Origin of the sequence: Paraburkholderia sp. EG286B (genome assembly GCF_040965655.1) — a bacterium.
In the GTDB taxonomy this organism is placed as follows: Bacteria; Pseudomonadota; Gammaproteobacteria; order Burkholderiales; family Burkholderiaceae; genus Paraburkholderia.
Window position 1 is genome coordinate 14,673 of the sequence record NZ_JBFRCF010000030.1, and the last position, 14,033, is coordinate 28,705.

Below are 14,033 nucleotides of genomic sequence, written 5' to 3' on the forward strand. Positions count from 1 at the left end.
CATCGATCGAAGCGCCGCAAGGAGACCTCTCCATGGCACTGCCCGCCGTCCTGCAAAACCTCTCGCTGCCCGTCGTGGGCTCGCCGATGTTCATCGTCAGCTACCCGGAGCTGGTGCTCGCGCAGTGCAAGGCGGGCATCGTCGGCTCGTTTCCGGCGCTCAACGCGCGCCCCGCCGAGGAGCTGGGCGTCTGGCTCACGCAGATCCGCGAGGAGCTCACCGCTTACCAGAGCGCGAACCCCGAGGCCGTCATCGGGCCGGTCGCCGTCAACCAAATCGTGCATCAGTCGAATGCTCGGCTCGAGCACGACGTGCGCGTGTGCGTCGAGCACCATGTGCCGATCTTCATCACGAGCCTGCGCGCGCCGCCGCGCGAACTGCTCGACGCGGTGCACAGCTACGGCGGCATCGTGCTGCACGACGTCATCAACCTGCGCCACGCCGGCAAGGCGCTCGAAGCGGGCGTGGACGGCCTGATCCTCGTGGCCGCGGGCGCGGGCGGCCATGCGGGTACGACCTCGCCGTTCGCGCTGGTGGGCGAAGTGCGGCGTATCTTCGACGGCCCGATCGTGCTGTCGGGGGCGATCGCCAACGGCGGCTCGATCCTCGCCGCCCAGGCCATGGGCGCGGACCTCGCCTACATGGGCACGCGCTTCATCGCGACGAAAGAGGCGCACGCCGTGGACGACTACAAGCACGCCATTCTCGAAGCGAAGGCCGCCGACATCGTCTACACGAACCTCTTCACGGGCGTGCACGGCAATTACATTCGCGAGAGCATCGTGAACGCCGGGCTCGATCCCGATGCGCTGCCCGAGTCGGACAAGTCGAAGATGGATTTCGGCGCGGGCACCTCGAAGGCGAAGGCCTGGAAAGACGTGTGGGGGGCGGGTCAGGCCGTGGGCCTGATGGACGACGTGCCCTCGGTGGCGGATCTCGTGGCACGCCTGAAGCACGAGTACGAGGCGACGAAGGCGCGGCTGGGCGTGGGCCGCTGAACGCAGGCGGGCCTGGCTTCAATCCCGGCCGGACGCAATGCGTGCGGCATCGGCATTGAGCGCCGCCGCGCGGATCGCCTCCACGCCCGGCCACAGCTCGCGCTCCGAAAAACGCGCGGCCAGGAAATCGACGAACGAGCGCACCTTCGCCGACAGATGGCGGCGGCTCGCGTACACGGCGTAGATCGGCAGCTCGCGCGGCGGCAGTGCGTCGACGAGCAGCGGCACGAGGCGCCCTTCGGCGATATCGTCGCCCACCACCTCGGTGCCGAGCATCGACAGCCCGCCGCCTTGCAGCACCACCACGCGCAGCGCTTCCAGGTGATTGACGATGAGGTTGCCGCCTGGCTTGGGCTTCACGCCGCCCGCGCCCTCTGCGAACGGCGCGAGTTCCTGGGCCGAAGCCCCCGCGTACTGAACGAAGTTGTGCCGCGCGAGATCGGCCACGCTTTTCGGCGCGCCGTGGCGGCGCAGGTACTCGGGCGAGGCGCACAGCACGATGTGCGCGGTGGCGAGCGGCCGCGCGATCAGCGACGACGACTTGAGCCCTGACGGCGCGGCGCGGATCGCCACGTCGAAGCCCTCGTCGATCAGCTCGACCACGCGGTCGGACAGCGTGATGTCGACGGTCACCTGCGGATGCCCCGCGGCGTAGTCGGCGACCGCGCCCATCACATGACGCAGCCCGAACGCCGTGAGCGACGACACGCGCAGCCGCCCCTGCGGCACCACGCTCGCCGCGCCCACCGCCTGGCCGGCCTCGTCGAGTTCGGTGAGCGCCTGGGACACGCGCTCGTAGTACTCGCGCCCCGCCTCGGTGGGCGCGACGCGGCGCGTGGTGCGGTTCAACAGGCGCGCGCCGAGCTGCTGCTCCAGATGCATCACATGCTTGCTCGCCATCGCGGCGGACATGTTCATGCGCTCGGCCGCCGCGACAAAGCTGCCCGCCTCCACCACCTGGCGAAACACTTTCATGCTGACGAGGGTATCCATTGCGCGGCCTTCAACTCGAACATGAATAAACGGGAATCAATCGACGATATTTTCCTCGTTTTATCAAATACGGGTGTTGAAACGCGCAGGCGTGCTTTAGATCGGGCGGTCCGGAAAGCAAAAACCCCGCGCTGTACGCAGCGCGGGGTTTTCGCGTCGAACTTCGAACTGACAGGCTGCGCCGCCTAGAACTTCGCGCGCATGCCCACGCCATAGGTCTGGCCGCTCGACATGTTGTCGAAGTGGTCGTACATGTACGCGGCGTAGATGTCGGTGCGCTTGGAGAGCGGGTAGTCGTAGCCGATGGCCGCCGTCTGGCGCGTCTGGTTCAGGCCGCCGCCGTCGCGCGAGTACGCATACGACGCCATGACCGTGCCCGGGCCGGCCGGGACCGTCACGCCGCCCTGGGCGGTGTTGACGTGCCAGCTGCCCACCTGCTGCCAGTTCGCCGTATACATGTACTGGCCGAAGAACTTCACGTACTTGAGGTCGTACGAGAGGCCGACCTGCGCCACGCCCTGGCTCTTCAGGCCGATGATGGTCGTGTCGCCGCTCACGATGCTGCCGATGTCGCCCGGCGTGTTGTTGAAGTTCACGTACTGGTAGACCGCCGTGGCCGCGAACGGGCCATGGAAGTACAGACCCTGCACGCTCCACTTCTTCGAGCCGTTCTGGCCGGCCTGGTTGCCGAACGCATACATGGCCGAACCCGAGAGGCCGTTGAAGTTGGGCGTCGAGTACTGCACGGCGTTGTTCCAGCCCGAGTCGCCCACCACGCCCTGGTCGGTCGTGTAGGTCGGGAACGTCGAGAGGCCGAGGTACACGTGGTACACCATCGGCGAGAAGGTGTACGAATCGATGAACGGGTTGAAGAGAATCGTCGAGACGAACAGCTGCGTCGTCAGGCGCCCCGCCGTGACCGTGCCGTACGGCGATTCGAGGCCGACGTACGCATTGCGCGCGAAGAACGTGTCGCCCGCGAAGCGGCCGTACTGGCCGTTCTGCGCGCGGAAGAAGCTTTCCAGCGTGAAGATCGCCTTGTAGCCGTTGCCCAGATCTTCCGATCCCTTCATGCCCCAGTACGACGTGGACATGCCTCCGCCGCCCACGTTCCAGGCGGTCTGGCCGCCCGGAAATTTCGTCGCCCCGACCCACTCGTCGACCTGGCCGTAGAGCTGGACGCTCGACTGCGCAAACGCCGACGACGACGCGGCGGCAAGAACAGCGGCGAGCGCGCTCGCCTTCAGGGTAGTGCGCAGCGCGCGGCTGACCGTTGTATTCATGGGTTCTCCAGTCTTTGTCAAAAAAGGGTGTCGGGCGGCTGAGGCGCTCGCGCAAAGCTTTATTTTTCGTCGTTCGCAGGCGTGGCCGTTCTGGGCGGATCCATCTTTGCGGACCATTTTTATGGTCAAAAATAACCGGTGTTATTGCCGGTATATCGGGCGGATTAGTTTGCCGCCGATCGAACCCGGTTTGCCGCTGTCGACTCTGCTTTGCGCTGCGCTGCGTCACGGTTAATCGCGGCCTGCCGGGCCGCGCCCAGTGGGGCGCTCCCACACGCGCGTGGCTGCGAATGACGCGCCGCCGAAACGAAAGCGAGATTTGAGACGAAAGGGTTCTGTATGACGAGAGATTTCCAAAAAAGTGTGGTATCCACGCGTCAGTTTTCGCGGCATGGACGAACGCAACTTGTTTTGGACGTGTTTCGGCGGCGCTAACAGGTCAATACCTGAAGCGAATCCTGAGGAGAATCAAACGAAGCAAGCGGGAAAAAGCGTGCTGAGGGAAGAAAACAAAAGCGGGCCGCGAGGCAGCGCTCAATTGCGGTAAGGCGAAGGCATCGGCGGACGCGGAACCTCGCCGCCGTTGCGCGGGTATTGCCGGTAGCTGCCGCCGCGCTCCTCGTTGTAGCGCGCGACGTCTTCGCGGATCGAGCCCGCGCGCACCGGCGAGTCGGCCGGCGGATGTGGCACCGGGCGCGATTCCGCGCTCACCGGCGTGATGGGATTGCCACCACGATAGCCACCGTAGCCGCCGAACGGCGTGCCATAGCTGTAGTCGCGATGCGGCGCCTGCTGCTGGACCTGACCTTGCCACTGGTTCGGCGCACGGTTGCCGCCGCGCTCGTACCGGCCGCCCTGGTCGGCCACACGCATGGGCGAAGCGGCAGCGCCGTAAGCCGCGGGGCCACGGCCGCGTTCAGGGCCACCGTGGTAGCCGCCACCCCACGCCATGCCGCCGCCGCCGCGCGGCGCGGGCATCGAGTGCATGGTGGGCATCGTCGGCATGGAAGGCGCGCGCGCGAAGCCGCCGCCCCCGCCGTGCCCTGGAAAACCGGGCTGAGCATGGGCGAGCGCAACGAGGGCCGCTAATCCAGCCCCCAAGACCCACTGTCCCAGTTTTGACAACCCTACGTGCATTGTGACGTTTCACCTGCCCGACATTTGCGCCTGGCACCCGCCACTCGGGCCATGGCGGGCCAGTCCCGGAACGCTCGCCGCGCGAGCGCGTAACGATTGCCGCCACAACGGTCCGGGCGTCCCTTTGACGGTAATTTATGGGCGTGCCGAATGGGTGTCGAGCCAAAAGATGTTATGCCGCCCGAAGGGTTGTAACACCATGTTACTGCTGGGTTTTCTGGCTTCGGGTGCACCCTGGGAAGGCCGCCTGGCAAGGCTCTGAGGGCAGGTCTGGGAACGGTTCGTTTTATGCTTGATTCCCGTCTGAAGATCTGAAGAATACGCGGAGTCCTGACGACTTTTGCGGCCCGGGAATGCCCCTCGCACGTCGATGAGGAATCCGGCATAAAGGGGGCATTGATGCCGGCGATACATGCGTATCCTTCATTAATCAATGCTTCAAATGAATTTGCTTTTTCAATCGGCTTGCGCCGACAATAGACGTCCCGATTCACCCGTTGCACGCACATCGATCTGCGCGCAGCCAGGCGCCCAGGCGCGCACTTGAGATTGTCCGATGGCACGTCCGAAATTCCTGCCCGATAACTTCACCCTTTGCCTCGTCGGCACGGTGATTCTTGCGAGCCTGTTCCCTGTGCACGGCCAGGCCGCCACGGGGTTCAACTGGCTCACCAACGTGGCCGTTGGCCTGCTGTTCTTCCTGCACGGCGCCAAGCTCTCGCGCGAGGCGATCGTCGCCGGAGCGACGCACTGGCGGCTGCATATCGTAGTGCTGCTCAGCACCTTCGTGCTCTTTCCGGCGCTGGGCCTCGCGCTCAAGCCCGTGCTTTCGCCGCTCGTCACCCCGGCGCTCTACGCGGGCGTGCTGTTCCTCTGCACGCTGCCGTCCACGGTGCAGTCGTCCATCGCGTTCACCTCGATCGCGCGCGGCAACGTGCCCGCCGCCGTTTGCAGCGCTTCGGCGTCGAGCCTGATCGGCATCTTCGTCACGCCCGCGCTCGTGAGCCTGATCGTCACGAACCAGAGCGCGAGCGGCGGCTCGGCCTGGCACACCGTGTGGAACATCGTGCTGCAACTGCTCGTGCCGTTCGTGGCGGGCCAGCTGCTGCGCCCCGTGATCGGCCGCTGGATCGAGCGCAACAAGGGCGTGCTCAAGTTCGTCGATCAGGGCTCGATCCTGCTCGTGGTGTTCGGCGCGTTTTCCGAGGCCGTGAACGAAGGGCTCTGGCATCACATTCCGCTCACCGCGCTCGGCGGCCTGCTCGTGGTGAATGCCGTGCTGCTCGCGCTCGCGCTCGGGATCACGATGTTCACGAGCAAGAAGCTCGGCTTCTCGCGCGCCGACCAGATCACCATCATTTTCTGCGGCTCGAAGAAGAGCCTCGCGGCCGGCGTGCCAATGGCAAAGGTCATCTTCGCCTCGAACGCCGTGGGCGCGGTCGTGCTGCCGCTCATGCTGTTCCACCAGATCCAGCTCATGGTGTGCGCGGCGCTCGCCCAGCGCTGGGGCGCCCGCGACATGAGCGCCGAGCGCGCCGCCAGCGCGGGCGACGAATCGCGCGCCGGCGCGAGCGAGCGCAGCGCCGCCGCCGCGCGCCGCTGAGCGTCGCTCAATCCATCTCAATACGTCATGCGGCGCGGCGGCTTCTCGCCGCCCCGCTGCAGCCAATGCCGCGGCTAGTGCCCGGCGTCTCCCCCTCCCCCGCCTGCCTCCCCTCCCCGCGTCACGCGCGCATCCGCCGCACGCCCAAAGATTGGGCATCCCCGCGCTGTCACCAAAATTTCATTTAATTCATCCGATGATATGCCGTTAAGTTCATCGTCTTCGCCCGTTCCGGCCTGTCCATGTCTGCTCCCGCGCCACTCCTGCACGCGGCGCCCGGCGTCGGGGCGCTGATCGCCCAGCGCCAGCTGCGTGCCGTCTTCCAGCCCATCGTCGATTTCGAGGGTGGCGCGATCCTCGGCTACGAAGGCCTGATTCGCGGGCCGGCCGGCTCGCCGCTCGAAACGCCCGCCGCCCTCTTCGCGCGCGCCGGCGACGAACAGTGCACCGCCGCACTCGAGCGCGCAGCCGCCCGCACCTGCATCGAAACGTTCGCGAGACTCGACTGCCCCGGCAAGCTGTTCCTCAATTTCAGCGCCGACGCGCTGCGCCAGCTCACCGCCGACGGCGACGCCGCGCTCGCCCTCTTCGACGGCCCGATCGACCCCACGCGCGTCGTGATCGAGCTCACCGAGCAAAGCGCCATCCACGACCTGCGCAATTTTTCGCCGGTCGTCGAAACGCTGCGCGCGGCCGGCGCCCAGTTCGCGCTCGACGACTACGGCACGGCCAACGCCAGCCTCAACCTCTGGGTGCAGTTGCAGCCGGATGTCGTGAAGATCGACCGCTTCTTCATCCACGACATCGCCAACGACGCGCTCAAGTTCGAAGCCGTGCGCGCCGTGCAGCATTTCGCGCAGGCGAGCGGCACCCGTCTCGTGGCGGAAGGCATCGAGAACGCGGCCGACCTGATCGTGCTGCGCGACATGGGCATCGACTGCGGCCAGGGCTTTTTCTTCGGCCGCCCCAACGTGGAGCCGCTGCGCGTGCTCGCCCGCGAAGCGCGCGAGGCGATTCGCGCAGACCATATCGCCGTGTTCCCCGAGGCCACGCGCAGCGCCGCCACGCAGCCCGCGGGCGGCGGCGCCCCCGCCAGCAAGATGCTCGTGCGCGCGCCCGCGCTGCCGCGCCAGGCGACCAACAACGATGTGCTCGAACTGTTCAACGGTCAACCCGACCTGCACGCGGTGGCCGTGGTGGAAGACGAAGCGCCCGTCGCGCTCATCAACCGGCGCGCGTTCATGGACCGCTATGCGCTGCCGTATCACCGCGAGCTGTTCGGCAAGAAGGCCTGCCTGCAATTCGCCAACGCGCAGCCGGTGCTGATCGAGCAGTCGATGACGGTCGAGCAGATGGCGACGCTGCTCGTCAGCGACGACCAGCGCTATCTCGCCGATGGCTTCGTCATCACCGATAACGGCCGCTACGCCGGGCTAGGCACCGGCGAGAGCCTCGTGCGCGCCGTAACGGAGGTGCGCATCCAGGCGGCGCGCTACGCCAATCCGCTCACCTTCCTGCCGGGCAATATCCCCATCAGCTCGCATATCGAGCGTCTGCTGTCGCACGACGCGGGCTTTCACGCGTGCTATGTCGACCTGAACCAGTTCAAGCCCTTCAACGACCAGTACGGCTACTGGCAAGGCGACGAGGTGCTGAAGTTCGCGGCGACGGTGCTCGCCGATGCCTGCGACCCCACGCGCGACTTCCTCGGCCACGTGGGCGGCGACGACTTCCTGATCCTGTTCCAGAGCGAGACATGGCGCGAGCGCGCGCGCCAGGCGATCGAAACGTTCAACGAGGGTGCGCAGCGCTTCTACGCACCGGGCGACCGCCTCGCGGGCGGCATCCACGGCGAGGATCGCCACGGCAACGCCACCTTCTTCACCTTCGTGACGATGGCGATCGGCTGCGTGCACATCGCGCCGGGCGAAGGCGCGCAGCACAGCAGCGACGCCATCGCCTCGCTCGCGGCCCTCGCCAAGCGCCGCGCGAAACAGGAAGCGAGCGGACTCGTCGTGATCGACGGCAGCGCGAGCGCCAACCTCGTGCCCACGCTCAGCTCGGCAGCAGGCGAAACCGCCGGCACAGCATAGCGGCCTGAACCTCCCCTGCGGCAGCCCAGAACAGGAACGGGCCGGCCGCGCGGCTCATGCCGCGCGCCGGCCCGTTTTGCTTGCGTTGCCTGACCGCTGCGCTGTCGCTAGATCGTCCCCATCAACACCAGCACGACCACCACGACGACGATGATGCCGAGCGTGCCCGAAGGCGCGTAGCCCCAAGAGCGGCTATGCGGCCACGCTGGGAACGCGCCAATGAGCAGCAGGATCAGAATGACCAGAAGCAGGGTGCCGAGCATGATGCCTCCGTAAGTCGACTGTTGGTGTCCGTCTTTCCGCAACCGTCGTGCCCGCGCGCGTTTAGTTGATTTTACTAAACATGAATGTTTGCGTTTATTTCATTGTTTACTGGTATTTACCTGGAATTCGAGACGTAGATTCGGGTTTTTCGAACAGATTTTTACTATACAATCGCCGCACACCTGACCATACCCGGAACGCTCACTGCGCCACCGCCAGCCAGGAATCATGGGGACAACCATTCGTGACGTCGCGCAAGCCGCCAACGTGTCGATCGGCACGGTGTCGCGCGCGTTGAAGAACCAGCCGGGCCTCTCCGAGGCCACGCGCGAGCGCATCGTCGGAGTCGCGCGCACGCTCGGCTACGACTGCGCGCAACTGCGTCCGCGCATTCGCCGGCTCACCTTCCTGCTCCATCGCCAGCACAACAACTTCGCGGCCAGCCCGTTCTTCTCGCACGTGCTGCACGGCGTGGAAGACGCCTGCCGCGAACACGGCATCGTGCCCGCACTGCTCACCGCCGGCCCCGCCGACGACACCGTCCAGCAGTTGCGCCTGCACGCACCCGACGCCATCGCCGTGGCGGGCTTCGTCGAGCCGGAAATGCTCGCCGCGCTCGTCGCGCTGCAACGGCCGCTCGTGCTGATCGACCTGTGGGCGGCGGGTCTGCGCTCGGTGAACATCGACAACGCGGCGGGCGCCGCGCTCGCCATGCAGCATCTGTTCGAACTGGGGCGGCGGCGCATTGCGTTCATCGGCGGCTCGCTCGCGCACTACAGCATCGCGCAGCGCGCGCTCGGCTACCGGCGCGCGTTCTTCGAGGCAGGCCTGTTGTTCGACCCGTCGCTCGAAACGACGATCGACGGCGGGCTCGATCCCGACACGGGCGCGTCGCTCGCCATGCAGCGCTTGATCGATGCGGCGAACGCCGCCTCGCGCCCGCCGCCCGACGCGCTCTTCGCCTACAACGACGCCGCCGCGCTCGCGGCCATGCGCGTTTGCCTCGCCAATGGCCTGCGCGTGCCCGAGGACATCGCCATCATCGGTTTCGACGACATCGCGGGCGCCACGCACGCCACGCCGCCGCTCTCGACGATCGCCGTCGACAAGGAAGCGCTCGGACGGCGCGGCGTCGAGCTGCTGCTCGAAGAAACGCCTGCCGCGAGCGAAATCCGTTTGCCGGTGCAACTCGTCGCGCGTGCGAGCACGCTGGGTGCGGCGTCATCGAATCTAGTTGCCGCGCTCGCCGTTCATCATGCTGCAAGCGCACCGCAGAGCGCCTGACGCGCGCCGTCGAAACACGCTGAACACACATCGAAATTACGCTGAAGCCACGTCCAGGACAGAAGAGAAAGCCATGACGATGACCGCCGACACCGCCACCTCCGCCACCGCACAACCCGTCGCCGTACCGGGCGTCGCGAGCTTTCGCGACCGCGGCTTCCTGCTCGGCCACGTGCAGGACACGCTGCGCTTTTACGCGCCGAACGTGCTCGATCCCTCGGGCGGCTTCTTCCACTACTTCCGCGACGACGGCTCGATCTACAACGCGCACTCGCGGCACCTCGTGAGCAGCTGCCGCTACGTCTTCAACTATGCGATGGCGTATCGCGAGTTCGGCGATCCGCAGCACCTCGAATACGCGCGCCACGGCCTGCAGTTCCTGCGCGAGGGCCACTGGGACCCGCAACTGCAGGGCTACGACTGGGAGCTCGACTGGCGCGACGGCAAGAAGCGCGTGCTCGACGCCACGCGCCACTGCTACGGCCTCGCGTTCGTGCTGCTCGCCTACGCGCATGCGGCCATGGCCGGCATCGAGGAAGCGCGGCCGATGATCGGCGCGACCTTCGATCTGATGGAACACCGCTTCTGGGACGGCGCGGCGGGCCTCTACGCCGACGAGGCGAGCGCCGACTGGATCGTCTCGGGCTATCGCGGCCAGAACGCCAACATGCACACGACCGAGGCGCTGCTCGCGGCCTACGAGGCGACGGGCCACCTCGTCTATCTCGACCGCGCCGAGCGCGTCGCTTCGAACATCACGCTGCGCCAGGCGAAGCTCTCGCAAGGGCTCGTGTGGGAGCACTTTCACGCGGACTGGTCGGTGGACTGGCACTACAACGAGGAAGACAGCTCGAACATCTTCCGCCCGTGGGGCTTCCAGCCGGGCCATCAAACGGAGTGGGCGAAGCTGCTCCTGCTGCTCGAACGCCACCGGCCGCTGCCCTGGCTGCTGCCGCGCGCGATCGAACTGTTCGACGCCGCCATGGCGCACGCCTGGGACAACGATCACGGCGGCCTCTACTACGGCTTCGGCCCGGACGGCACCGTGTGCGATCACGACAAGTACTTCTGGGTGCAGGCGGAAACTTTCGCCACGGCGGCGCTGCTCGGCAAGCGCACCGGCAACGAGCGCTTCTGGGACTGGTACGACGAAATCTGGCGCTACAGCTGGGCGAATTTCGTCGATCATCGTTACGGTGCGTGGTATCGCATCCTCACCTGCGACAACCGCAAGTACAGTGACGAGAAGAGCCCCGCCGGCAAGACCGACTATCACACGATGGGCGCGTGCTACGAAGCGCTGAACGCGCTGCCCGGACGCGGCATGGCGCCGGTGGTGGGGCGCGAGGAAGCGACCGCTGCCGACGCTGGTGGCGCGACCGGCCTGACGGGCACGAGCGGCCAGAACTAGAGAGAGGAACACGACGATGAGCACCTGCAGCACCGGCCCGGACTTTTCGTCCGGCTTCCCGGCCTTCATCTCGGCCGGCGACATCCTCACCGATCTCGTGCGCACCCCCGCGCCCGAAGGCACGCCGCACACGTCGCAACCCGGCGCACCGGGCATGGACTCGCACTGGCGCGCGCATCCTGGCGGCGCGGGCTGGAACGTCGCGCGCGCGGTCGCGCGCCTCGGGCTGCCCACGGCGAGCGTGGGGGCGCTCGGCGTCGACAACTTCTCGGACGAGCTCTGGAATGCGAGCGTGGCCGCCGGTCTCGACATGCGCTTCATGCAGCGCGTGGAGCGCGCGCCGCTGCTCGCGATCGTGCATCAGACGCATCCGCCCGCGTACTACTTCATCGGCGACAACAGCGCCGACCTCGCCTTCGATCCCGCGAAGCTGCCCGAAGGCTGGCGCGCGCACGCCAAGTGGGCGCACTTCGGCTGCATCAGCCTCGTGCGCCAGCCGCTCGGCGAAACGCTCGCCACGCTCGCCGCCGAGCTGCGCGCGGCCGGCGTGAAGATCAGCTTCGATCCGAACTACCGCAATCTCATGGCGCACGGCTACGAGCCGATCCTGCGCCGCATGGCCGCGCTCGCCGATCTCATCAAGGTCTCCGACGAAGACCTGCGCATGCTGTTCGCGGGCAAGAGCGAGGCCGAAGCCATCGAAGCGGTGCGCGCGCTCAATCCGGCCGCCACGCTGCTCGTCACGCGCGGCGCGCAGGCGGCCACGCTCTATGTGGGCAACGAGGTGATCGAGGCGGCGCCGCCGCGCGTCGAAGTGGCCGATACGGTGGGGGCCGGCGACGCGTCGATCGGCGGGCTGCTGTTCAGCCTCATGAGCGCGCCGCAGCGCAACTGGCGCCAGCATCTCGCCTTCGCGCTCGCCGCGGGCGCGGCCGCGTGCCGCCGGCCCGGCGCGCATTCGCCGACGCTCGACGAAGTCGTCGCGCTGCTCGCCGACTGAAGGCGCCCGCGGCGCGCCGTCTGGCGCGCCGCCCGGACACCGCGCGGCACTGACACGAAAGCGCCGCGCAGCCGTCATATGCGTGTCCCGCAGCCGCGCGGGCAACGTGCTAGCATGGAATCTCCCTCTTGTTGCGGGTCGGGCGCGACGCTTGCGCGCCTTCATCCACGTGACCCGTCGAGGGGAGTTTCCTTCCGCGAGGAGCACGTTATGGAAGACGTCAGCTACACCAAGGGGATCTACACGGCCGTCGCCACAGTGCGGCCCATGAACGCCGGCCAGTACCAGGGCCTGGTCTCCCTGGCGCGCGACGACGGCGAGGAACTCGAAAACGCGGTGTATGAAGTCGAAGCCGCATCGGGCACGCCGGAAGAAGCTCTCGAAGAAGCCAAGGCGCTGGCGCATCGCATTCTCGGCGAACTCGAACTGTAAGTCGCCGCGGTGAGCCCGGTGCCCGCTCAGGGACTGCCGGCAGCGCTGCATGAGACGGGGGTGCTCTGCATGGGGCCGCACGACGTGCGGTCGTCAGGAGAGGTTAGCCATGTCCGAACAGCTCTTTCTATACGGCGTCTACGCCATCCACGTGCATCCGCTCGAACTGCAGGGCGCTCGCTGGGACGCCGAGTATCAGATCACGCATCGCGACAAGGCCGTGCAGGCGTGGGTCACGGTCGGCGGCAACGCGGGCTTCGAGGCGCCCACGCAAGCCGTGGACGCCGCGCGCCGCCAGGCGATCGCCGATATCGAACACGGCGCGGGCATTCCGAAGCCGCACGGGTTTCCGTAAGCCTTTCGTACGACGCCGCTCCTGCCGGGTCTCATTCCTGCTCTCGTCGCGCCAGCCCTGCGCCCTGCCAGCGCGCGTTGGCGCGTGCCCGCTTGTCCTGACCCTGCGGCGTTGCTACGCTCTTCTCCTGACTTCAGATCCGCAGGGACCATCATGACGTCCGAGACGCCGGAGCGCTTCGCCAATCAGGAAGCAGCCCAGCAAGCCGATGCGGCATCCGCGGCTTCGCCGGGCGTTGATATGGACGCCTGCAAGGCCGAAACGCCCGCGGGGCCCAAGAAAAAAGCCAGACGCGGCACGCCGCGCAAGCTGATGATCGGCACGCGCGAGGTGCTCGTCTACGGCATGCCGCAGTCCTGGGGCGACTTCTATCACACGGCGCTCACCATGCGCTGGCCCACCTTTTTTGCGTCGCTCGCGGCCCTCTTCCTGCTCATGAACGGCGTGTTCGCGTGCCTCTACCAGCTCGGCGCCGCGCCCATCGCCAACCAGTACCCGCAGGGCTTTCTCGGCGCGTTCTTCTTCAGCGTGGAAACGCTCGCCACCGTTGGCTACGGCGACATGCATCCGCAAACGCTCTACGCGCATATCGTCGCCACGCTGGAAATCTTCGTCGGCATGTCGGGTATCGCGTTGGCGACCGGCCTCGTGTTCGCGCGCTTCTCGCGCCCGCGCGCCAAGATCATGTTCGCGAGCCAGGTGGTGGTGCACCCCATCGAAGGCCGCATGACGCTGATGGCGCGCGCCGCCAACGCCCGCCAGAACGTGATCGCCGAAGCGGGCGCGAAGCTGCGGCTCATCCGCATCGAAACCTCGTCGGACGGCTTTCGCGCGCGGCGCATCCACGACCTCAAGCTCGTGCGCGACCAGCATCCGCTCTTCACGCTGGGCTGGAATCTCATGCACGTGATCGACGAGTCGAGCCCGCTCTACGGCGTCACACCCGAGATGCTGGCCGAGCAGCACGGCACGCTGCATGTCGTGATCGAGGGCTCCGACGAGTCGACCGCGCAGACCATGCAGGCGCGCTTTAGCTGGTCGGACCGGCAGATCCGCTGGGACTACCGCTACGTCGACCTGATGAGCGATGCGGATGGCGTGAGCACGATGGACTACACGCATTTTCACGATGTCGTGCCCTTCGATCGGGCGAAGCCCTACGCGCCTCGGACGATCTGAC

General features: G+C 66.9%; 13 protein-coding genes. 9 read left to right on the plus strand and 4 right to left on the minus strand.

What is annotated here, in order from left to right; translation table 11 throughout:
• Window positions 1-32 precede the first annotated feature (32 nt).
• Complete coding sequence (locus AB4Y42_RS37855; protein ID WP_368697092.1) at window positions 33-998, plus strand: NAD(P)H-dependent flavin oxidoreductase; 966 nt, start codon at window positions 33-35, stop codon at window positions 996-998.
• Between the two features lie 18 nt (window positions 999-1,016).
• Here AB4Y42_RS37855 and AB4Y42_RS37860 read toward each other — a convergent pair whose 3' ends face one another.
• The 3 genes from AB4Y42_RS37860 to AB4Y42_RS37870 form a co-directional block, all read right to left on the minus strand.
• Window positions 1,017-1,991, minus strand: a complete 975-nt coding sequence (locus tag AB4Y42_RS37860; protein WP_368697093.1) for a LysR family transcriptional regulator — start codon at window positions 1,989-1,991, stop codon at window positions 1,017-1,019.
• A gap of 185 nt (window positions 1,992-2,176) precedes the next feature.
• Window positions 2,177-3,274, minus strand: a complete 1,098-nt coding sequence (locus tag AB4Y42_RS37865) for a porin (RefSeq protein WP_368697094.1) — start codon at window positions 3,272-3,274, stop codon at window positions 2,177-2,179.
• Window positions 3,275-3,808: 534 nt separating this feature from the next.
• Entirely contained in the window at window positions 3,809-4,279 is a 471-nt protein-coding gene (locus AB4Y42_RS37870) for a hypothetical protein (protein ID WP_368697095.1), read from the minus strand.
• Window positions 4,280-4,967: 688 nt separating this feature from the next.
• Between AB4Y42_RS37870 and AB4Y42_RS37875 the strand changes: the two genes are divergently transcribed.
• Together AB4Y42_RS37875 and AB4Y42_RS37880 are read left to right on the plus strand one after the other, a co-directional pair.
• Window positions 4,968-6,014, plus strand: a complete 1,047-nt coding sequence (locus AB4Y42_RS37875) for a bile acid:sodium symporter family protein (RefSeq protein WP_368697096.1) — start codon at window positions 4,968-4,970, stop codon at window positions 6,012-6,014.
• Window positions 6,015-6,256: 242 nt separating this feature from the next.
• The gene (locus AB4Y42_RS37880; RefSeq protein WP_368697097.1) at window positions 6,257-8,107 is read left to right on the plus strand and encodes an EAL domain-containing protein; all 1,851 of its coding nucleotides are present in this window, start codon (window positions 6,257-6,259) and stop codon (window positions 8,105-8,107) included.
• 107 nt (window positions 8,108-8,214) lie between these two features.
• Here AB4Y42_RS37880 and AB4Y42_RS37885 read toward each other — a convergent pair whose 3' ends face one another.
• Window positions 8,215-8,370 (minus strand): DUF3309 family protein, encoded by a 156-nt coding sequence (locus AB4Y42_RS37885; protein WP_035512102.1) that lies wholly within the window; start codon window positions 8,368-8,370, stop codon window positions 8,215-8,217.
• Window positions 8,371-8,599: 229 nt separating this feature from the next.
• Between AB4Y42_RS37885 and AB4Y42_RS37890 the strand changes: the two genes are divergently transcribed.
• From AB4Y42_RS37890 to AB4Y42_RS37915, 6 genes are all read left to right on the plus strand, one after another.
• Window positions 8,600-9,655, plus strand: coding sequence for a LacI family DNA-binding transcriptional regulator (locus tag AB4Y42_RS37890; protein ID WP_368697098.1), 1,056 nt, complete (start codon window positions 8,600-8,602; stop codon window positions 9,653-9,655).
• A 73-nt stretch (window positions 9,656-9,728) separates the two neighbouring features.
• The gene (locus AB4Y42_RS37895) at window positions 9,729-11,066 is read left to right on the plus strand and encodes an AGE family epimerase/isomerase (RefSeq protein WP_368697099.1); all 1,338 of its coding nucleotides are present in this window, start codon (window positions 9,729-9,731) and stop codon (window positions 11,064-11,066) included.
• Between the two features lie 16 nt (window positions 11,067-11,082).
• Entirely contained in the window at window positions 11,083-12,066 is a 984-nt protein-coding gene (locus AB4Y42_RS37900; RefSeq protein ID WP_321923026.1) for a carbohydrate kinase, read from the plus strand.
• A gap of 210 nt (window positions 12,067-12,276) precedes the next feature.
• Window positions 12,277-12,498 (plus strand): hypothetical protein, encoded by a 222-nt coding sequence (locus tag AB4Y42_RS37905; protein ID WP_069265166.1) that lies wholly within the window; start codon window positions 12,277-12,279, stop codon window positions 12,496-12,498.
• Window positions 12,499-12,607: 109 nt separating this feature from the next.
• Window positions 12,608-12,853, plus strand: coding sequence for a hypothetical protein (locus AB4Y42_RS37910; RefSeq protein ID WP_368689381.1), 246 nt, complete (start codon window positions 12,608-12,610; stop codon window positions 12,851-12,853).
• A gap of 240 nt (window positions 12,854-13,093) precedes the next feature.
• Entirely contained in the window at window positions 13,094-14,032 is a 939-nt protein-coding gene (locus AB4Y42_RS37915) for an ion channel (protein ID WP_368697125.1), read from the plus strand.
• Window position 14,033: the final 1 nt, after the last annotated feature.